This is a genomic window from Eubacterium sp. 3_1_31, assembly GCF_964249515.1.
Classification (GTDB): Bacteria; Bacillota_I; Bacilli_A; order Erysipelotrichales; family Erysipelotrichaceae; genus Longicatena; species Longicatena caecimuris.
In genome coordinates this window covers 43916-65888 of sequence record NZ_CAXUBY010000010.1, presented here as the reverse complement: position 1 = coordinate 65888, position 21973 = coordinate 43916, and the positions used below count along the sequence as shown (strand labels likewise).

The window sequence follows — 21973 nt, the reverse complement described above, 5'->3', positions numbered from 1 at the left end:
GATGAATGAATGTATCAGAAAATTTTTGAAACCGGTATACAGGTCGTCAAAAAAATTCAATCCACGCAGCAAACTGCCATTGAGCAAAGCGCGCAATGGATTGCAGAAGCCTTCCTAAATGGACATACCTTTTTTGTCAGTGGCAGTGGGCATTCTCATACGGTTTGTGAAGAATTTTATGGCCGTGCCGGAGGGTTAGCGTTTACGGTACCCATCCTTACCAATGAATTGACCATGACGGAACATCCTACCAAAAGTTCTTATATCGAAAAATTATCCGGCTATGCAGCGATTCTTTGTGAACTTTACCATATTACAAAAGATGATGTTCTTGTCATTGCTTCAAATTCGGGGCGTAATGCATATCCGGTTGAATTGGCACAATGTGCAAAAGAAAAAGGTGCTCGTGTCATTGCGATTACTAGCATCAAGCATTCTTCGGCAACGACATCACGAGCAAAAAGCGGTAAGAAGCTGATGGATATCGCGGATATTGTGATTGATAACTGCGGAGAATTAGGTGATGCCTGTTTAGCGGTAGAAGGATGTAATGTTGCTATGATGCCAACCTCCTCGATTGCGAATACGTTCATCGTTCAGGCAATCAGTGTGTTAACAGCACAATATATTGCTGAAAAAGGAGGAACTCCACCTGTCTTTATCAGTCTAAACGGATTAGCAAAGCAAAACATTAACGATGACCTTTATCAAAAGTATACACGTCTTTACTAACATAGCATGCGTCATAATAAAATTTGCACGAATATAGGTGCAACGATTTACATATCGCTGTAACCTAATCTATCTTAAAATAATAGTGGAAACGTTATATTTTAAATGGAGAAAACGATCTTTTCCGAAGTAGTGATATGAAAAGCGAAGGAGGTAGCACATGATCAAAGTATTGCGTGTAGATGATCGCCTGTTGCATGGACAGGTTGCACAAAGCTGGACATCCTTTTATCATATTGACAAAATTTTTATCATCAATGATGAAGTGGAGAATGATGAATTTTCTAAAGTCACATTGAATTTAGCGAAGCCTAAAAATGTTGAACTGCTGTTTTATGAACTTGCTGCATGCCGAGATGCTTTATTAGATGCCTTAGAAAATGATGATCGCGTGATGGTCATCGTTGAAAATTTCAGTGATGCTTGGCAGCTTCATGAGATATTACCTACGATTCACTCTATTAATGTGGGTGGTTACCGCAATAAATCAGATAAAGAAGCCATAGTATTGAATCGTTTTGTGATTTTGCGCAAGGAAGATATTGAAATTTGTCAGCGGCTCATGAACAAAGGTGTTAAGTTGGAAATTCGTCAAATACCTGCAGAAAAGGAACAATTGATAGATCTAAGTGAGGTCAGACATGGAACAGGATAATACGATCTTGATCGTAACACATGGAAACATCGGCAAAGAGTTATTGGATAGTGCCTCCATGTTTATAAAAATTGAGCAGCAAGTCCATGTTATCGGACTTTATGCGGATGATGATATAAACGATGTTCACAAAAAAGTAGAAAACTTTATATCGCATCACGCCGCTGTCTTAATTTTAACCGATTTGCTGTCCGGGGCGACAACACGCATAGCTGCATTATCCTTGCAATATCCACAGGTAGAGGTTATTACGGGTATGAATCTGGTAATGTTGATTAGTGCCATTCGTGAAAGCTTAAATTATGATGTAAAGACATTGGCTGCTGTCGTGAAAAAAACAGCTGTAGAAGATATCGTAAATGTTCGCAAACGAATAGATGATGAAGAATAAACAGGAAGGAGAGAGGCACTTGTACGAGATGCTGATACTATCGCATGGTGCTTTAGCAGAGGGGTATCATCAGACGATGAAAATGATTTTAGGTGAGGAACCGGATATAACATACTGCGCACTTGAAGAGGATGATTCAAGTGAAGATTTGGAAAAGAAAATTCACACCTGTATCCATTGGCAAAATTCTATGCCATTGCTCGTATTAGCAGATATCTACAGCGGTTCACCTTGCCGCAGTGCTATTACGCAGTTATTTTCCAGTTCAAAAAAGAGTTATTTAATAGCCGGCATCAGCCTGCCTCTTGTTATGGAAGCGTATTTACAAAGAAATGGGGAATTATCACAAATTGTGGACAATCTCATTTCCGTTGCAAAAGAAAATGTGATTAATGTGAATGAGTTATTACTGAAAACAAAACAAAATATGGAAGACGAGTAAAGGAGAAAAAGGAAATGGAAATTAATTTTCTACAAATTATATTGTTATCGCTTTATGCATTTATTGCTATAAACGATGCAATTCATATGGATTTTGGTTTAAACAGACCTTTAATTGCCGGCTGTTTTGCCGGTGTGGTCATGGGGAATCTGAGCTTTGGACTCACTGTAGGGGCAACCTTACAATTGATGGTTTTAGGTGTTTCTAATTTTGGGGGATCATCACTTCCGGACTTCATGTCTGCTGCTTTAATTGGTACGGCATTGGGTACGATCAGTGGCAAAGGTGTGGAGTTCGGTATCGGTTTGGCTGTACCGGTTGGAATGTTATTGGTTCAGCTTGATGTATTTGCTCGTTTTGCGAATACGTTCTTTCAACACCGTGCGGATCGTTATATGGAAAGCGGTAATATAAAAGGCATTGAACGGATGAATGTCCTTGGTATCTTCTGTTGGGGATTCTCAAGAGCAATACCAGTATTCTTATGTTTACTGCTAGGCAGTGAATTAGTACAAAATTTTGTTGCTTACTTCCCGGATTGGTTAGGTGATGGCTTAAAAGTTGCCGGAGGATTATTACCAGTTGTTGGTATTGCTATCTTGTTGAAATATCTTCCTACCAAAAAATATACAGCATATTTGATAATCGGTTTTGTTCTATCTGCATACATGAGTATTCCTATGTTGGGAGTTGCTTTAGTCGGTGCTGCTCTGGCATTATTGGCATATCGCAGAAGTGGCGAAAAAGAATTAACATCCGTTATGGAAGGAGCTGATGAAGATGAATGAGCCAATTACAAAACAAGACATTAAAAAAGTTAGATATCGCTGGTTGTTATTAGGTGAGGCAGCATGGAATTATGAAAAGATGCAAGGTTTGGGATATTGTTTCTCTATGATACCTGTATTAAAAAAATTGTATCCTGAGCAGGAGGATATGAAAAAAGCACTGAATACACATTTACAATTCTTTAATACTCATCAAGAATTTGCGGAAATCATACTCGGTATAGATATCGCAATGGAAGAAAAAGAAGGAATCGAAGCTTTAGAAGCTGTATCCGCCATCAAAACTGGTTTGATGGGACCACTTGCCGGTATCGGGGATACTTTATTCGGTGTGATTGCCAATACGATCTTCTTCTCTATTGGTTCTTATATGGCATTAGAAGGAAATCCTATCGGGATTATCATGTATTTGATTTGGGGTTGTATCCGTGTTGCTTTGCGAGGTCAATTTATTCGTATCGGTTATCGTGAAGGGACAAAACTAATTCAAAATCTTGGGGACAAGATGAATCGAGTAACAGAAGCTGCAAGTATCTTAGGACTTACGGTCGTAGGAGCTTTGATACCTAGTGTTGTAAATGCCAATGTACCATTTGTCTTTAAAAGCGGCGAAGTTAAAATGGAACTACAAAACATCTTAAATCAAATTATGCCTTCATTGATTCCGGTTTTATTAGTAGCATTGGTGTATACATTATTAAATAGAAAGGGAATGACATCTTTTAAAGCTATTATCTTTGTGATGATTTTGGGAATTGTCTGTAGTGTAGCCGGCATTTTAGGCTGATGGAGGTAGTGTTATGACAAAAGGTTTGGTACATGTTCGTATTGATGATCGTTTGATTCACGGTCAGGTAGCGGTATATTGGTGTAATGCTGTAAACGCGACAAGAATCATGGTGGCGAATGATGTCATGTATGAAAATGATGTTCAAAAAGCAGCGTTACGTTTAGTTGTTCCGGCAGGTTTAAAATCATCGTTATTGAATATCGAAAAAGCTACAAAAAATTTAGTAAGTGGTAAATATGAAGGTCAGCGTGTCATTTTGGTCGTACGCAGACCTAAAGATATCTTGCGTATGATGGATCATGGCGTAGAGGTTCAAGAAATCAATGTTGGAAATCTTCCAGCGCGTGATGGAACGCGAAATGTGAAAAAAAGTATCAATGTAACAGATGAAGAAATTAAAGATTTTCAAGAATTGTCACGACGTGGTGTAAAACTTACCGGCAAACAGGTACCAGATAATGCAGATGATGATCTAATGGAGCTGATTAATAAATTATGAGTATGAAAACATCACAGCTTCTGTGATGTTTTCTATCCTATTCTGCATAATACCAAATAAAGCATCGTAAACCGGATGTAAGAAAAGGAGAGTGATGAAATGTATCAATTCGATAAAGCCCAATCACGTTTGAACAGCAGTTGTACCAAGTGGGATCGTTATAAGAGCCGTTATCAAATAGAAGAAGATGTGATTCCTTTATGGGTTGCGGATATGGATTTTGAATGTCTGCCTGAAGTGAGTGAAGCAATAAGAAAACGGGCAGCGCATCCGATATATGGTTATACAGATCCTCCAAAGGAATTGTATGACGCTATCATACAATGGGAAAAACGACAGCATGATGTGGAGGTGAGAAAAGAAGAAATCATCTTCAATACAGGCGTTGTATATGGTTTTTATACGTTGATTGATATGTTAGTAAAACATGATGAAAAGGTAATCGTACAACCTCCGGTATATCCGCCTTTCTTTAATATACCAAAAAGTTTACAACGAGAAGTCGTTTATAATCCTTTACAACATGGACAAGGCGGATGGCACATGGATTTGCAGCATTTTGAAGAATGTTTGAAAAAAGATGCATCCATTCGTATGTTTATTTTATGCAACCCACACAATCCAACGGGGCAGTGTTATACATTGGAAGAAATTAACAATGTAATGAAACTGTGTAAGCGCTATAATGTATGGGTAGTATCTGACGAAATTCATGCGGATATCATCATGCCGAATCAACATCATGTGAGTGCGTTAAAATGCCGATGTGCATATCATGACAATTTGATTCTGTTAGGTGCACCAACCAAAACGTTTAATTTAGCCGGATTAAAAATATCGTATGCAATTGTTAAAAATGCGGTGTTACAAGAAACATTTGCATCCGTAGCGAAAGCAAGCGGTTTATCTAGCATCAATATTTTTGGTATTGAGGCTTTGATTGCAGCATATACAAAGGGGGATCAATGGAGGGAGGAGTGCTGTGCATACATTTATGATAACTTTCTGTTCTTAAAGGAATTTCTTGCCAATACTATGCCATTGGTAAGATATGAAATTCCTCAGGCTACCTATTTAGCTTGGCTTGATTTTTCTGCATTGCAGGTACCGGCAGACTTTGCTGAACGCCTGAAATTTGAAGCGCATGTAGAATTACAGCCGGGAATTGGTTTTGGAAAAGCATATGGAGCATATCAGCGTGTGAATGTTGCCTGCCCAAGAGAAACGCTAAAAGAGGGTATGTTGCGCATTTATGCCTGGTTGAAAAAGAACAGGTATCTATAATGTACTCTTAATTTTGAATATCCAAACAGCAGGATATTTATGGAAAAAGCAGGAGGAGAAATATGATATTGTTAAATGAGCGATTAAAAGGTATCATCCGTATTCTCAAGGATACCCAAGATTATATCACCAGTAAACAACTGGCGGATCAAATGGATATCAGTGTACGAACCATTAAGAGTACATTAAAAGGTTTAAAGATGGAATTAACAGCCTATGGTGCTGAATTAGAAATTAAACGTGGTGTAGGCTATCGGTTGCATATCTTGAATGAAGAAGCTTTTTTACCTATCAAGAATCGTATCCAGAGTGAATCGCCTCGGCAGTTTCCGCATACGCAAAAAGAACGTTCCATATATATCATCCGAAAGCTTTTATCTTTAGATTATCCGATAAAATTAGATGATCTAGCGGATGAACTATACGTAAGCCGCAATACGATTTCTTTGGATATTAAAGAAGTGAAACGTTTATTACATAATTATCACCTTATCATCGTTCAATCAAACAACAATGGAATCATCGTAGAAGGAAGTGAAATTCAGAAACGTATTTGTATCAATGATTTTTTCTTTCAAGATAAGATGCAAGATTTCTTTGTTCAAAACAATGTGATGTTTTCCAGTGAATATAATCAAAATGAGATACGTTATATACGAGAGGCACTATTGCATGTTTTAAATAAACATAACATTCATTTCTCAGATGTTTCTATTCAAAATATGGTCATACATATCGTTATAGAGCTTCGTCGTTGTAAATTTTATCAATATGTTCGTTTTGATGACGCTGTAATGCAGCAGATGAAAGAACATAAAGCGTACAAAGCTGCCATAGAATTGAAGCAAATGTTGGAAGAGCAGATGAATATCATTTTGCCTGAACATGAAACGATTTATCTAACGATGCATATCTTATCTAAGACAGTGATGGGAAATGAAGATATCCGCAAATTTGATTTATCCTATATGGATGCTTTATTACAAAAGGTATTCAAACGTATTGAGCAGCGCTTCGCCATATCTTTCAAAAAGGATACGGAGATATATGAATTCTTAAAGCTGCATATTCCATCCATGGCAGAGCGTATTCGCCTGCAATTGACTTTACGGAATCCATTATTATTGGAAAATAATCGGCGTTATCAATTTGCAGTGGAGCTAACGTTGGAAGCTGTTGATGTGATTGAAGAGGAATTACAGATTGAAATAGACCATAATGAATTTGGGTATCTGGTACTATATTTCAATCTAGCCTTAAATCGTTATCAGAGCCGAATCAAGAAACGTTTAATATTAGTAAGTGGTTATGGCAGACCGGAAATGATCATGACGCTGAATACGCTGAATGAAAATTTTAAAGGCTTTATTGATGATATTGTTACTTGTGATGTCATAGAATTGGAAAATTTCTCTTTTCAACACAATGATATTGTAATAACGACTATCCCTATTATGCCAAGCAGTAAAGTACCGGTTGTATATATACAGGGAAAGGTAGAATTTTATTACCATGAGATTTTATCGTTATTAAAGAGTGAATATGATATCAATTGTTCTATCCGCAAATATTTGCTGCCTTCTTTATATCAAGAAGGGTTGTTGTGTAAAAATAAACAAGATGTGTACAAGGAGCTAGAAAAGCTCTTGGCAGCTATGTGGGGGGAAGCGGAAGCTACGAAATTGGTAAACGGTATTTATCATTTAGGAAATGAAGTTGGAAATGACATCATCTGTTTGCATTCCCGCTATGATTACCATACGCCATTTATTGCGTTTTTAAGTCTTAAAAATCATATGCTATGGGAAAAGCAGCATGTGCGTTATATCTTTTTTATGAATATGAATGCAGAAAGTGATAAAGAAATGGTACATCATATGTATCATTTAATATCAAACTGGGCTGATGTAAAGACACGCATTACATATTATGCGAAAAATCAGGATTATCAAGAATTAATCGAAAGTTTAGATAACAGTCGTCTATAAGTTACTTACTGCATGCAGCATAAAACCATGCAGAGAAAAACATGAGAACAAAAGGAGGATATCATGAAGGCTTGGAAAAATTATTTTTTGACAATGCAAGATGTAGTACAAAAGGTATTGGATACACAGGAAGAAAATATTATGCAGGCGGCGAAAATACTTGCCAATACAACAAAGAACGGCGGTATTATTTATGGTTTTGGTACAGGTCATTCACATTTAGTTACGGATGATGCGTTTTGGAGAGCCGCTACACCGGCTAATTATTGTGCTTTATTGGAACAAAGTGCAACCGGCAGCTTCGAAATAACCAAAAGTTATCACATTGAAAATACATATGGTATCGGGAAGTTAATGGTAGATTACCATCGTATTACCCCTAAAGACTGTATGATCATCATTTCTAATTCCGGAAACAATATTGCGCCGGTAGATGCGGCACTGCGAGCAAAGGAAAAGGGGATACCGGTGATTGGCATTACAGCATGTGCATATAGTGATTATTTAAAAACGAAGCATAAAGACGGAGTAAAATTAAAGGACATTGCCGATGTTGTATTGGATAATTGCTCTTTGATTGGGGATGCCGCAGTTGCGATTGAAGGCTTTGATATGAAGGTTGGCGCTACCAGTACGATACCTTCAGTATATTTGCAAAATGCTGTTTTGGTGCAGATGGTTGAATTATTGGTTGAAGAAGGCATGGAACCGGATGTGTATTACAATGGGCATATGGCATTTATGAAACCGGAATGTGCAGATCATAATGATCAATTAGTCGATAAGTATTTTTATCGCATTCGTAATTTATAGGAGCTGTTTATGGAAAATAGCAAATTGTATATTGAGCATGTGATAGAACTTTTGCATGCAATTGCCAATGAGCAAGATGTTTATGTACAGCAGGCAAGTGATTTGCTTGTGGAAACGATAAAACAACAACATAGCATTTTTATTTTTGGGGCATCTCATGCCGGTATTTTGGCACAGGAAATGTTTTATCGTACAGGCGGTCTGGTAGTGGTAAATCCTATTTTACCAAGAGAAGTCATGCTAGATGTACGGCCGATCATTCAGACATCGCAAATGGAACGCTTGGCTGGATATGGTAAGATCTTAGCAGATAATAGTAAGATGAAAGCGCATGATGTATTGATCATTCATTCTGTCTCAGGTAGAAATACAATCGCCATTGATATGGCATTGGAAGCGAAGAAAAAAGGAATTGCGGTAATCGCCATCACCAATGTCACATATTCCAAACAGGTCAAAAGTCGTCATGCATGTGGAAAAAACTTATATCAAATCGCCGATATCGTAATTGATAATTGCGGGGATTTTGAAGATTCCTGCATGTTGATGGATGGTATGAAGCAGAAAGTAGCGCCTACTTCTACAATAACGGGAGCTGCCATCATTAACAGTTTGGTCATTCAAGTTGTAGAAAAGTTATTAAAGCAACAGATAGAACCGCCGATTTTTCATTCGGCGAATGTTGATGGCGGAGATGCGTTCAATAAAGCGCTCATCGAAAAATATAAGGATCAGATTTTTTATATGTAGTCATAGCATAACATAAGAATCTATGAAACCCTGACGATAGTAAGATTCGCACTGGCATCTTGTAATACCCATTATAAGATGCTTTTTTAAGTTATTTCCGCTTCTTTTATTAAAAAGCACTTTGGATATTACCATTTCTTATATCCAAAGCTTAATGAAACACGCAGTTCTTAATTTCTGTAAAGTATTGATACAGTGTTGCTCCAAATCGGTTTCGCTTGTTGCCGACTACATATCTTGAGGGGAATTACTTTTTGTTAGGTTATAAAATATGGTATAATCTATCTTGTAACCTATGCATCATGAAATGATATAAGAAATGGTTGCTCATAAAAAAGGATTCCTCTGTATTCTTGTATACAGCATATCAATTATTATCTGTTTTTCAAATAATCTTCTCCATTTGATAACAGCATCTTTTATGATTATCTTAAGAATAGATGCATAAGGCATGAAAACCATGCTTACAATAAGACAAGGAGGTATGCAAGTGTTAAGACTGGATACAATACGTAAAACTTATAAGACTGGTAACTTTGAACAAAAAGCATTGGATGGGGTATCCATTAATTTCCGCAGCAATGAGTTTGCGGCAATTCTTGGACCATCGGGCTCAGGTAAGACAACGATGCTGAATATTATCGGTGGTTTAGATCATTATGACAGTGGTGATCTTGTCATTGAAGGGATTTCCACCAAAAAATACACCTCACGAGATTGGGATACGTATCGTAATAATCGTATCGGTTTTGTTTTTCAAAGTTATAATTTAATACCTCACCAAACGATTCTCTCCAATGTAGAGCTAGCCTTGACATTAAGTGGTATACCGGCGGCTCAGCGCAAAGAAAGAGCAATTGCGGCTTTAACAGAAGTTGGATTAAAAGAGCATATACACAAAAAGCCAAATCAATTAAGCGGCGGTCAGATGCAGCGTGTTGCGATTGCCAGAGCTTTGATCAATAATCCGGAAATCTTGTTAGCGGATGAACCAACCGGGGCACTGGATACCAAAACAAGTATTCAGGTCATGGATCTATTGACGAATATTGCCAAAGATCGATTGGTCATTATGGTAACACATAATCCAGAACTTGCACATCAGTATGCAAACCGTATCGTACAGCTGCAGGATGGGAAAATTACCGCGGACAGTCATCCATTTGCGTTGGATGAGCAAGAAGGGGTAGTGCAACGCACGATAAGAAAAGCTAAGATGTCTTTACGTACCGCCATATCGTTGTCTTTCAGTAATCTGATGACCAAGAAAGCACGTACGTTTATTACCGCTTTGGCCGGTTCCATCGGTATCATCGGTATCGCGGCAATCTTATCGTTAGCGAATGGTATCAATTTGTATATCGAAGATGTAGAGCGGGAAACGTTAAGCCTGTATCCATTGACGATTCAGCAAAGTGGTATTGATCTTACCAGTATGATGAGTGAACATGGACAGAGTACGCAAGTAAAAGATAAGAAGGATGAGCAAGGCGTTAGTGAAATCAGCATGATCAAAGATATGTTTTCTTATCAAAAACAAAACGATATGACAGCATTAAAAACATATCTGGAAACACATGAAACAGCAATCTCGCCTTATGTTAATACGATACAATATACCTACAATATCACACCACAGATTTATTTAAAGGATACGGATAAAGCGATTGAACAAGTGAATCCGGATTCGTTATTTAACACCGCAAATGATCCGGCACAAAATATGAGTGCCATGATGGGAATGGGAAATTTCACCAGCATGAATGCCTTTCATGAATTACCGCAAGAAACCAAGATGTATGAAAATCAATATGAGGTAGTAGCAGGGCGTTGGGCTAAGGAATATGATGAAATGGTGCTAGTCTTGTCCTCCAGTGGCAAAGTATCGGATTTTGTTTTATATTCCATGGGAATCAACGACCGTGAAGAATTACGTAATTTATTGGAAGATTCACAAAATGGTAAGAAAGTAAAAGTGGAAAAGGAAAAGACAGTAACGAAACATTCTTATGAGACGTTATTGTCTCCTAAATTCAAGGTCATTCTGCCTGCGGATAAATATCGTTATGATGAAAAACATAAGATATGGAATGATGAATCAAAAAATAAGAAGTATATGAAAAAAATCATAGCGAATGGCGTGGAATTGAAAATTGTCGGCATTGTCAAACCTGAATCGGATGCGGCTATCTCCTCTTTATCCTCAGGCATTAATTATTCACCAAAGCTGACAAGCTATTTAATGAAGGAAGCCGAAAAGCAAAAAATTGTCCAGGAACAATTAAAAAATCCGACGATTAATGTGTTTACAGGGAAATCTTTTCAACAAGAAAACAATGATCAGCAGCCGAAGTTGGAATTTGCGGATGTTGTTTCCATTGATGAACAAAAGATTCAGAATGCTTTCAAAATGGATACTTCTGCCTTTGATATGAGTAAAATAAAAGTTAAGGTCGATAAATTTGAAATACCGAACGATGAGCTTCCTAAAGTGAACGCCAATATGGAAGAGGTGTTTGCTTCTGTTGCCAGTCAGGTCCAGATACCAACCGATCAGCTCTCGACAATCTTTTCTTCCCTTATGATGAATTTCATTTCGGAAGAATTAAAAAATGGTGTAAGTGATCCTACCCAGATGTCACAAGATCTCAACACGTATCTGGCAAAACCAGAAGTGCAGGCACAGATTGGGCAGCAATTGGGAAGTGCCATTGATACGACGAAATTATCGAAACAGCTAAGCAAAGCTTTGCAGACACAGATGGAAGGTGTTATGCAGACGTATGTCAAACAAATGAGCACACTCGTTGAAAAACAAATACAGCGACAATCGCAGCAAGTTATGCAACAGCTTATGGCACAGTTGCCGGCACAGCTGAAAAACAGCATTCAGATAGATACAACAGCGTTTCAAGATGCTTTCCAGATGAATATGAGTGAAGAGGAATTGATGAATTTCTTAAATACGCTGATGAATCCGGTGGTAACGACATATGAACGTAATATGACGGCATTAGGTTATGCGGATGTGAATACACCACAGCAGGTAAATATTTATCCTTTGAACTTTCAATCCAAACAAAATATTCTGAATTTTCTTGATCGTTATAATGCCGATTTAAAGAAACAAGGAAAAGATCCGATTCATTATACGGATCTGGTAGGGACGATGATGACTTCCGTGACCGATATCGTGAATACGATTAGTGCAGCATTAATTGCCTTTGTAGCTATTTCCTTAATTGTATCAAGTATTATGATTGGAGTCATTACGTACATTTCGGTTATTGAACGTAAGAAAGAAATTGGTATTTTGCGTGCACTTGGTGCCAGCAAGCACAATATCCGCAGTGTCTTTAATGCGGAAACTTTGATTGTCGGTTTTGCCGCAGGAATGTTGGGCGTTTTCGTAACAGCCTTATTATGTATTCCGGCGAATATCATTGTAGAAAAGGAATTTGCAATTGAAAATATTGCCCAATTGCCGATTTCTGGTGCTATCATTTTAGTCATTATCAGTATGGTATTGACTTATATTGCAGGCTTGTTCCCGGCATCAGCAGCAGCTCGTAAAGATCCGGTGGAAGCTTTGCGCAGTGAATAGTGCATAAGCCATATCTTTTAGTAATCATGTTAGTAAAATATCCTAAAAAAGCTTCTTTTACAGTATTATAGTACTGTAGAAAGAAGCTTTCTTAACGTGAACCCTTTTCCTTTATTATACAATGGTTTTTTCCTTGATTGATTTGTTGGATTAAGGAAGAACCTGTTCATTACAAAGGAAGGGGGTTCTGAAACAGATTCTGAAAAAGCATCCCTTCCTTTTCTATTCACACGATACATCATTTTGTCGTTCTTGTATCGCTGTTAATTTGGCATATAGTACCTGTTCCAACATCGTAACATTGGTAATGGTCTGGATGATAGAGCGATTTACTTCCAGTAACTCACAAATAGAATCGGATAATGCTATGGCTCGCTGTAGTTTTTCACCCTCTGCATTGAGAATATGAGAAAGGGCTGCCTCCATACAGGCAATGGATGATAATAGTTTACATATGCAATCGGTTTTACAATCCATTTCGCAACAGCACGGTTGCTTACAGGTGCAGGGCTTTAAGATACAACGACAAAAACCACAGCCATCCGGTTTTTGCAGCAACAATAAGAAACATAAGGATGAGCCTGTAGCCATCTTATCATGATCCCACAGCATATCTTTTATGACACCTTCTACGGGCAGATCATAGCTTTCTAACATATCGCCTTGCGATGAGACGATATCAAAAAAAGACATGTTTTGGCTGATTCGAATAAGTGCAAAGGCATCCGCAAAGGGTAACGCAGTGTGACAGGCTGGTAGGGGAAGCGGGCATTTATGCAGAAACTCTCCGTTTTTTGTGATTTCTGCAATTCCATCTGTATACGACAATAGCAAGGTATCACGTTCTTCCTGATATGCGATTTGCTGAATATCGCCGGTTAGGTTCATCTGCACGTAAAAGCATTGAAGCTCATTTAAATCGCTGTCCAAGCAGTATACTACATTATGCTGTTGGGCATCACTCACCCAAAAACAATAATTTATGGAATCATAGCAAATCGCCGCATAAGCATGTGGACATGTGCATGACGTAAAAAATGTAAAATCTGCCCCATAAATATGGATGCTGTGTTCTAAAGGAACTGTCAGATAATACTCTTCACCGGTAAAGGCGGCTCCTTCATAAGTGGCAAGGTCATCTTTTTGTAATGCGATTTCATCCGTAAGCTGCAGTGTATATTCCATATTCATCACCTCCATGGTAGTTCTTTTTGTAGTGTATGATGATGATTTTTAAAACATGCGTATTCATGTGCACATTTCCGCTTGTTCATACATAGAATAAACTATGTAAGTAAATGCAAATAAAAAGAGGGAGGAATGCATATGGGAATGCCGACGATCACCCCGGGAAACCGTACACAGGAACAGGTGATGACGGATCTTATCGAATCCATTGCGATGCAGGAACGAGCTCTTTCGCACATCGTAAATGCCGAATCGGAAAAAATGCAGGCAATCATCAATATGGATACTGTGAGTACACAACAGCTTTTACAGCTGAATCAATCCGTTGAGCATATGATCAATGCCGCAGCACGTTTAGAAACCGTCTTACAGGCCAAATTAGAGCTAAGCAACCAGGAATGTAACATTAACGAAGAAGAAGAGGTGGATAGCTAGTGGCAACAGTTTCAGGAAGAGTCATCTTTGATCGTGATCGCAGTCTCAGTGTTAATACTGGAGACAGTGGTATAGCCAATATCCCTATCGTTTTACAAAATGTTGCGACAGGGGCAAGACTAACCGTCTTAACAGATGCCAATGGAAATTATAGCTTTATCAATGTGCCAAATGGCAGTTATCGTATCGTCGAGTCTTATGGAACAAATGGTGGGGTAACATCACCTGCCGATTTTACCAATGCCAGTGTAGGGAGTATTCCAACAGGTGCGAATCCACCGATAAGTGCCGTACTCAATCCGCCTACAGGAGCGACCAATATTGATTCTTTAACGCCGGATACTCTTTTCATTACGGTGAATCAAGCAGATATCGGAAATCAGAATTTCTTCAATGGTCCGGTTATTTATACACCAATTGAAGCAATTCTAGATCAATGTGCCATTATTTCCGGGGAAAACTTAATTCATGCTGCAGATGAAGGAACCTTTGGGACTTTCCCAGCGGGTACACCTGCGAATACAGGTGCTCCAACAGAGCCATATCCCGGGGTGTCACCTGATTTCACCTATGTATTGCCAAATCCTGAAACCTTTACACCGCTAGATGGGGAATATACCGTACAAAATATTATGAATAATTCAAGGAGTGCAGAAATCGGCGCTTGGTGGAGAATTGCGGATCATACCTCTGGCAATGAAACTGGACGAATGATGATCGTAAATGGGTTTAATCCGGGGGCTATTTTCTTTCGCGAAACCGTAAATGTCACACCAAATACGAATTATCTTTTTAGTTCTTGGATCTTAAATCTGTTTCGTGTTACGGGATATCCTAATCCAGAATTAGGTGTGGAAATACTTGATCAAAATGGTGCTGTCCTATATAGTGCTACCCTTGGCGCTTTAATTCCGGTAAATACAAATGCACCGGAGTGGAAGGAAATCGGCAGTGTGATCAATTCCCAAAACAATACAACGTTAACTGTCGAATTTCTCAGTGAAGGGCCTGAAGTTATCGGTAATGACTATGCTATAGATGATATTGCTTTGCATGAAATACTCATTCGTGAATTTATTCCGGTAAAAACCGCTAGTACCTCGACCGTATATTTACAAGAGACTTTTGAATATACGGTAACATTAGAAAATACTTGTGATAATCCCTTAACCGATGTCTTCTTCCAAGATCTGATTCCACAAGGGCTCAGCTTTGTGCCTGGTAGTGTCATTGTGAATGGTATTTCGCAACCTACGTTGCAGCCGAATACAGGCTTTGCTTTACCGAATGTGGCTCCTCACAGCAGTGTAGTAGTGACCTTTACGGTACGTGCAGATGCCATACCTGCAACAAATCCTACCTTAAATCATGCCGATATGCGATATTCTTATACACCGGTAGAAGGTGGAATTCCACAGGAATTTGAAGTAACTTCCAATGAAGTAGCGGTAACGGTTGTGGGAACGTTAGCAGATGTATCCATTACAAAACGCGTTTCACCAACGAATGCCCAGCCCAATGAACCACTCACCTATACGCTAACCATTGCGAATGCAGGCCCATCGATCGCAGAGGATGTGGTGGTGAGTGATGAATTGGCTGCAGGTCTTAACAATGCACAAGTTTCGTTGGATGGCGGTAATAGTTTTCAGCCATGGGGTGGAAGTTTATCTTTAGGAAATCTAAATGTGAATGAGACAAGAACACTTCTGTTACGGGCAACAGTTGCGAATGATGTAACTGCACCACTAACCAACACGGCACGCGTAAGTGCCCAGACACCGGATCCCAATCTTGAAAATAATACAGCAACGATCACGACACCGATTGCAACACCACGCTGTCAGGCTTGGATTGATATTATGGATTCCATTGCCTTACAGGAAGCCGCATTAGCAAATCTCATCCAGGCAGAAGGCAGTAAGATGCAGAAAATTATACAGATGGAAGATGCTACTGCCTCACAACTTTTCCGCCTAAATTGTCGCATCACTTCTCTCATGGATGCCATTACCCGTTATGAACTGCTGTTGCAAATGAAATTGCAGACGGCTTCTGATGAATTGGCGGATTGTAATCTTTCTTCATAATGTCATCCTTTTATAACCATATGCAATGAACGGATCAAGCACTTGTTTTTTCAAATAGCATCAAAAGGAAGGATACTGCTTTGGTATTCTTCCTTTTATGATGCGTATCAGAAACAGCAAACGTCCTGTGTATTGCTTTTTTTATGGTTTTATCATGGTAAAGAGGAAATGTCATGATCGTTATTGCATAGACTGAATGATGGTTGTATGTAAGAAACTTAATTGACTATTTGCTGCTTTAATAAATTACATAATGTTTTTTTATAGGTTTAAAAAGATATTTGGACTATTTGCATACTGGAATTCATTATCGAATGGTTTTATACATAAGTTGCATCGATATGCTTGTGTACTGGATGTACGCGGCTTGAATAATGATATTTATAATGTAAAGTTTATCAGTTTTTAGAATGATAAACCTCGTTTTATGATAATAAAGAAAATGCTATGATAAAACAATACAGAAATAATGGATATGGAACAGGTGGATGGTTTAACTTCCAGTTTATACCAAACTTCGGCATCTGCTTCAACATCTGTTTTCTGTTTTTCCTTTTTAAGTGGAAAAAGGATACCTATTATATTCTTTGGTATTTTTATATACTAACATCGAAGGAGGTACGAATGGAAAATTATAACAAACGATGGATTGCGATTCTGTATTATTTTCTTGATCATAAAGATATTGCCAATGGCGATAAGATTGCCTTGAGCGTTGGTGTATCCAGCCGAACGATCCGCAATGATATTAAAGAACTTAACACTCTGCTTGTTCAATATGATGCAGAAATCGTATCAGAAATAGGCATCGGCTATTTTCTTAAAATCAATGATAACCAAAAGTTTCAAAACTTCCTAGAAGAAATAAAAGCTGCGGAACGCTTTCGTCCATTAAAAAACATTGTACCTTCCAATGCGGATGAACGTATCTGGTACATTACATCACAGCTGTTGATTCATTCTTTGAAGGAAAAAGATCTGCTTACCACAGACATGTTGGAAGAACAGCTTTTTATCAGTGATTCTACCTTGCATAAAGATTTACAGATAATCAAAACAATCTTAAAGGAATATGGATTAAAGATCAGTAATACGAAACAGGATGGTTTACATATCGTTGGAGATGAAGCCAAGATACGCTTTTGCATTTCACAATATGTCTTTAATGCAAAGAGCAATGTCATTCAATATTCCCAAGCTTTTTATGAGGATATCTTTGATCATCGCGATATTGAAATTATTAAAAATATTTTAACCAATGCCATCATTCAATATGATTTAAAGTTAACGGATATTGCTTTTAAAAATTTAAATATCCATACATTGATTATGCTGAAACGCAGTAAGGGAAAACAGCATGTCATGTACAACCATGAGGATATACAGATGCTGAAAAGTTCAAAGGAATATCAATGTGCTTATGCGATCATCACAAACATCAGTAAAGAATTAGGTATCTCCCTAATGAATGAAATTTTCTATCTGAGCCAGCATCTCATCGCCAGTCAGAAGTTCTTTATTGAGAATGTCGATGATGATTATCAGTATAAGGATATCGTCATTCATATTCTGGAAGAAATTAAAGAAACCATGCACATTGATTTGGCAGATGATTTACAGCTGATTAATGGATTGGCAATGCATTTGAATACGGCGATGCAAAGAGTTCATTTTGATATGAATATTCGCAATGAATTCATCGATATTTTGAAAAATTCTTATCCGTTAGCATTTGAGCTTGCCACTATCGCAGGCAGAACGATTGAAAAAAGTTATGCATTGTTACTAAGAGAAGCAGAAATCGGCTTTCTGACCATTCATTTTGGGGCATCTTTAGAGCGCAAAGGATTTCATAACGATGTACAACCTCAGCAATCTCATCCACGCATCAAAGTGGCTCTTGTCTGTATTGCCGGTGTTGCGATGGCGTTGCTGCTTAAGGAAAAATTAATCCGTAAATTTGGTGATGTGTTGGAAATCGTCAGAACCAGTCCTGCACAACAGGTAGATGAAGCCTTATTAAATGCCGTTGATCTCATTTTGACGACGGTTGATCTAAGCAATCTGCACAGCAATAAAATCATTAAGATCGGTTTATTTCCGGATGAAGATGATTTTAAGATGATCTCACAAGTCATTCAAAAGGATAGCGAGGCGGAAGCAATCGATTATACGACCATCTTTAGAAAAGAACTATTCTTTACCAAACAGCAACTGCATGACAAGTATGAAGTCATTGAGTTTATGGCAAATGCCATGATGAAGAAGGGGTATATCGATGAAGCAGTAAAAGCTTCCATTTTTAAGCGGGAAGAGATCTCCACAACGGAAATGGGGGGATTGATTGCTATACCACATGCCATGCTGAATGATATTGAACGCTTTGCGGTATCCATCATGGTCTTAAAGAAACCAATTCTTTGGGATAAGCAGAAGGTACAAGTAATCTTTCTGTTAAATATTCCAAAGAAGAAGTATCAGATATGGGAGCGTGTATTTAAAACGTTATATCACAATCTGATCTTAAACGCCGGTGTGAATAAACTGATTAAGCATCAAAATTATGAACAGTTTATTGCGGATATGCAGTTGAATGTTGATACAGATGGGTGAACAAAAACATAACAGGGAAAGAAACGGGGTGTTAGATTTGCGTTTATTGAATAAAGAAAGAGTAGCATTGCAGGTCAGGGTAAAGGATTGGAAGGAGGCAGTTAGAGTTAGTGGCCAGTTGCTGGTTGATGTAGGATCGATAGAATCCTGTTATATTGATGCCATTATCGAAAATATGCAGGAATATGGACCTTATTTTGTATTAGCACCAGGTGTTGCCATGCCCCATGCAAGCTGTTCTTCCGGTGTCCATCAGGTAGATATCAGTGTGGTGACGCTAGCCAATGAAGTGGCATTTATGGATTCTTTAAATAATCCGGTCAAGCTGGTTATCTGTCTGGCAGCGACAGATAATAATTCGCATATTGAATTATTAAAAAAGGTTTCGCAAATATTGTCAGATGAGACATGTGTACAAAGGGTAAAACATGCCAAGACGGTAGAAGAAGTACTGACGATATTTAATTCATGATAAGGAAAGAAGGATGAAGAATGAAAATAGCATGTGTTTGTGCCATGGGATTAGGCAGCAGTCTTATTCTGAGAATGACGGTGGAAACCGCATTAAAACAATTACATATGAAAGATGTCGAGGTTGAGGTGGTAGATACCTCGACTGCCAGAGGATCACAGGCCGACATTATCGTATCTTCGCACAGCTTCTGTGAACAGCTGAGTGATATGGGAGTAGCCATGATTGAAGTTGTCAATTATACGGATGCGAATTATATCAAGGAACAGCTGCAAAAGATATTGTCTGCACAATAACAAAAAAAGCAACGTATATGCATATACATTCGTAATCATGGGGGAGTGTTGTAACTCGTATAAGAGTATAAAACAAATGGTATCATCAAAATAGTAAGATGATGATTGCATTATCTTCAACAAAACAATTACCATTGTGCGTAGTTGTTTTCAGATAAGTCAAAAACCCGAAAATAAGGGATGAGGAGGATTTGTATGGACTTAATGATGAATATTCTGACTTCGCTGATTTCACAAGCGGCGGTTTTGGTAGCATTAATGAGCTTTATCGGTTTGATTGCGCAAAAAGCACCATTTGAACGTGTCATGACCGGTACACTTAAAACATTTCTGGGCTTTCTGGTAATGTCACAGGGTGGCACGATTATTACTGGTATGTTAAATCCATTAAATGAAATTATGATGGAAGCCTTTCACATTCAAGGGGTCATTCCTGTCAATGAGGCAATCAGCGCGATTGCGGCAGAACAATTTGGTACCCAAATGGCATTAATCGCCTTCTTCGGTTTGATCTTGAATATGATATTAGCCCGCATTACTCGCTTTAAATATATTTTCTTAAGTGGCCATCATACGATTTTCATGGGTGCATTGACTTCCGTTATGTTGAGCGCCTTAGGATTAGAGCCGGTTGTTGTTGTCGTAATCGGTACCATTATCGTCGGTGTCTTAAGTGTCATAACGCCAGCCATTTCTATGCCATTTATGCGTAAGGTTACCGGGGGAGATACGATTGCTATGGGACATTGGGCAACAACCAGCTATGTCGTAGCAGGATTTGCAGGTAAACTTCTCGGTGGGGACCCTGAAACAACTTCAACAGAAAAACTAGAGTTCCCAAAATGGATGAGTTTCTTCCGTGAACCTGTCTTGTTAATGGGCATTGGTGTATTCTTAGTAACTGTTATCTCTTGTATTTTTGCCGGCGCCCCATTTGTAGCGAAGTATGCCGGGGATACCAACATGGTCGTTTGGGCCTTTATTCAAGGCTTCACCTTCAGTGCCGGGGTTACGGTTATTCTTACCGGTGTGCGTATGATCTTAGCGGAACTTGTTCCGGCTTTTAAAGGGATTGCCGAAAAAATTGTTCCGGATGCTATTCCTGCTTTGGATTGTCCAACCGTCTTTACCTTTGCACCAAATGCGGTCTTAGTTGGTTTCTTCGCTTATACAATTGGTCAGCTGATTGCTTTCTTTATCTTCTTGCAATTGGGCATGACCGTCATTGTTCCTACTTTATTACATAGCTTCTTTATGGGTGGTACAGCAGCTGTATTCGGTAATGCGACTGGTGGAAAACGCGGAGCTTTCTTTGGTGCCTTAATTGCCGGTATCTTGAATAACATTCTTTGTTCTATGCTCTTCCCGGTTTTCGGATCTTTGGGATTCTCAGGTACGACCTTCGCAGATACAGACTTCTCCATCATCGGCTTATTGATTTACTCAATTGGTAAAATGTTTGGATTAGCATAACCATAGTGTAAGGAAAGGATAAGATTATGGAAAAAACAATATTTGCAACCAATTTTGAACGATTAAAAGAAAGTGTGAATACAGCAGGAAGAGAATATTATGAACCAGCAGAACAATGTGCACGTCTGACAGCTGAGGCTTTCTTGCAAGGGAATAAGCTATTACTATGTGGAAATGGCGGCAGTGCTTCTACAGCATCTCATATTACCAACGATTTTATAGGACATATGAAAAACTGGGAGCGTGATGGATATCCGGCAATTGCATTAACCGCTGATATTTCCGTGCTAACGGCATTATCAAATGATTTTGGTTATGATCAAGTATTTGCGAAACAGGTAGTTGCTTTAGGAAAACCAAAGGATGTGTTATGGGCTTTTAGTGGCAGCGGTAATTCACAAAATATTCTGCTTGCTGTCAATAAAGCAAAAGAGAAACAGATGAAAACAGTCGTTTTTACAGGTAAAAACGGTGGGAAATTAAAGGAGCTAGCTGATGTATGGATTCCTGTGAACACAGATGAATTAATGCTTGCTGAGGCTTTGCATCTGTTTTATATACACAGCATTGCCGAAACAATCGAACAGATCATTTCTCCCTTATAAAATAACTTTGGCGCTTGTTATTGTAAGGGGTAAAACAAGCGCCAATTCATACGAGGGGAAAAGGA

20 protein-coding genes are annotated in these 21973 nt (G+C 38.4%); 19 read left to right on the top strand and 1 reads right to left on the bottom strand.

Translation table 11 applies throughout. The features are described from left to right. Window positions 1-9: 9 nt before the first annotated feature. The 12 genes from ACESSZ_RS06090 (at window position 10) to ACESSZ_RS06035 (ending at window position 12736) form a co-directional block, all read left to right on the top strand. Complete coding sequence (locus ACESSZ_RS06090; RefSeq protein WP_008689570.1) at window positions 10-732, top strand: sugar isomerase domain-containing protein; 723 nt, start codon at window positions 10-12, stop codon at window positions 730-732. A gap of 160 nt (window positions 733-892) precedes the next feature. Continuing rightward, on the top strand, window positions 893-1387 hold the full coding sequence (locus ACESSZ_RS06085) for a PTS sugar transporter subunit IIB (protein ID WP_008689568.1): 495 nt from the start codon (window positions 893-895) through the stop codon (window positions 1385-1387). Beyond that, window positions 1374-1778 (top strand): PTS sugar transporter subunit IIA, encoded by a 405-nt coding sequence (locus ACESSZ_RS06080; RefSeq protein WP_008689567.1) that lies wholly within the window; start codon window positions 1374-1376, stop codon window positions 1776-1778. Before ACESSZ_RS06085 ends, ACESSZ_RS06080 begins: the two co-directional genes overlap by 14 nt. Window positions 1779-1806: 28 nt before the next feature. After that, window positions 1807-2220: a PTS sugar transporter subunit IIA gene (locus ACESSZ_RS06075; RefSeq protein WP_008689564.1), complete on the top strand. Its 414-nt coding sequence runs from the start codon at window positions 1807-1809 to the stop codon at window positions 2218-2220. 14 nt (window positions 2221-2234) lie between these two features. Then, the gene (locus ACESSZ_RS06070; RefSeq protein WP_008689562.1) at window positions 2235-3008 is read left to right on the top strand and encodes a PTS mannose/fructose/sorbose/N-acetylgalactosamine transporter subunit IIC; all 774 of its coding nucleotides are present in this window, start codon (window positions 2235-2237) and stop codon (window positions 3006-3008) included. Further along, complete coding sequence (locus ACESSZ_RS06065) at window positions 3001-3795, top strand: PTS system mannose/fructose/sorbose family transporter subunit IID (RefSeq protein WP_008689560.1); 795 nt, start codon at window positions 3001-3003, stop codon at window positions 3793-3795. Before ACESSZ_RS06070 ends, ACESSZ_RS06065 begins: the two co-directional genes overlap by 8 nt. A gap of 13 nt (window positions 3796-3808) precedes the next feature. Continuing rightward, on the top strand, window positions 3809-4297 hold the full coding sequence (locus tag ACESSZ_RS06060) for a PTS sugar transporter subunit IIB (protein WP_008689558.1): 489 nt from the start codon (window positions 3809-3811) through the stop codon (window positions 4295-4297). 99 nt (window positions 4298-4396) lie between these two features. After that, window positions 4397-5581 (top strand): MalY/PatB family protein, encoded by a 1185-nt coding sequence (locus ACESSZ_RS06055; protein WP_008689557.1) that lies wholly within the window; start codon window positions 4397-4399, stop codon window positions 5579-5581. A 62-nt stretch (window positions 5582-5643) separates the two neighbouring features. Next, window positions 5644-7569 (top strand): BglG family transcription antiterminator, encoded by a 1926-nt coding sequence (locus ACESSZ_RS06050; protein WP_120136572.1) that lies wholly within the window; start codon window positions 5644-5646, stop codon window positions 7567-7569. A 63-nt stretch (window positions 7570-7632) separates the two neighbouring features. Further along, a complete protein-coding gene (locus ACESSZ_RS06045) occupies window positions 7633-8382 on the top strand; it encodes a sugar isomerase domain-containing protein (protein WP_008689553.1) in 750 nt (249 codons plus the stop codon). A 9-nt stretch (window positions 8383-8391) separates the two neighbouring features. Then, window positions 8392-9132, top strand: coding sequence for a sugar isomerase domain-containing protein (locus tag ACESSZ_RS06040; protein WP_008689551.1), 741 nt, complete (start codon window positions 8392-8394; stop codon window positions 9130-9132). 490 nt (window positions 9133-9622) lie between these two features. Further along, complete coding sequence (locus ACESSZ_RS06035) at window positions 9623-12736, top strand: ABC transporter ATP-binding protein/permease (RefSeq protein ID WP_117547130.1); 3114 nt, start codon at window positions 9623-9625, stop codon at window positions 12734-12736. Between the two features lie 222 nt (window positions 12737-12958). Here ACESSZ_RS06035 and ACESSZ_RS06030 read toward each other — a convergent pair whose 3' ends face one another. After that, window positions 12959-13921 carry an alpha-helical endospore appendage domain-containing protein gene (locus ACESSZ_RS06030; protein WP_008689546.1) on the bottom strand — a complete coding sequence of 321 codons (963 nt, stop codon included), beginning with the start codon at window positions 13919-13921 and terminating at the stop codon, window positions 12959-12961. Between the two features lie 141 nt (window positions 13922-14062). On the opposite strand from ACESSZ_RS06030, the gene ACESSZ_RS06025 reads away from it, so the two are divergent. The 7 genes from ACESSZ_RS06025 to ACESSZ_RS05995 all read left to right on the top strand — a co-directional run bounded on the left by ACESSZ_RS06025 (window position 14063) and on the right by ACESSZ_RS05995 (window position 21908). Further along, a complete protein-coding gene (locus tag ACESSZ_RS06025; RefSeq protein ID WP_008689543.1) occupies window positions 14063-14359 on the top strand; it encodes an alpha-helical endospore appendage domain-containing protein in 297 nt (98 codons plus the stop codon). Continuing rightward, complete coding sequence (locus tag ACESSZ_RS06020) at window positions 14359-16449, top strand: DUF11 domain-containing protein (protein ID WP_008689542.1); 2091 nt, start codon at window positions 14359-14361, stop codon at window positions 16447-16449. Before ACESSZ_RS06025 ends, ACESSZ_RS06020 begins: the two co-directional genes overlap by 1 nt. Before the next feature lie 624 nt (window positions 16450-17073). Beyond that, window positions 17074-19062, top strand: a complete 1989-nt coding sequence (locus ACESSZ_RS06015) for a BglG family transcription antiterminator (RefSeq protein WP_008689540.1) — start codon at window positions 17074-17076, stop codon at window positions 19060-19062. After that, window positions 19043-19534, top strand: coding sequence for a PTS sugar transporter subunit IIA (locus ACESSZ_RS06010; protein WP_008689538.1), 492 nt, complete (start codon window positions 19043-19045; stop codon window positions 19532-19534). The genes ACESSZ_RS06015 and ACESSZ_RS06010 overlap by 20 nt, the downstream gene beginning before the upstream one ends. A 20-nt stretch (window positions 19535-19554) precedes the next feature. Next, entirely contained in the window at window positions 19555-19830 is a 276-nt protein-coding gene (locus ACESSZ_RS06005) for a PTS sugar transporter subunit IIB (protein ID WP_008689536.1), read from the top strand. A 195-nt stretch (window positions 19831-20025) separates the two neighbouring features. Then, window positions 20026-21303 (top strand): PTS ascorbate transporter subunit IIC, encoded by a 1278-nt coding sequence (ulaA, locus tag ACESSZ_RS06000; protein ID WP_008689534.1) that lies wholly within the window; start codon window positions 20026-20028, stop codon window positions 21301-21303. A gap of 26 nt (window positions 21304-21329) precedes the next feature. Beyond that, on the top strand, window positions 21330-21908 hold the full coding sequence (locus ACESSZ_RS05995; RefSeq protein ID WP_008689532.1) for a D-sedoheptulose-7-phosphate isomerase: 579 nt from the start codon (window positions 21330-21332) through the stop codon (window positions 21906-21908). The last annotated feature ends 65 nt before the right edge of the window (window positions 21909-21973 follow it).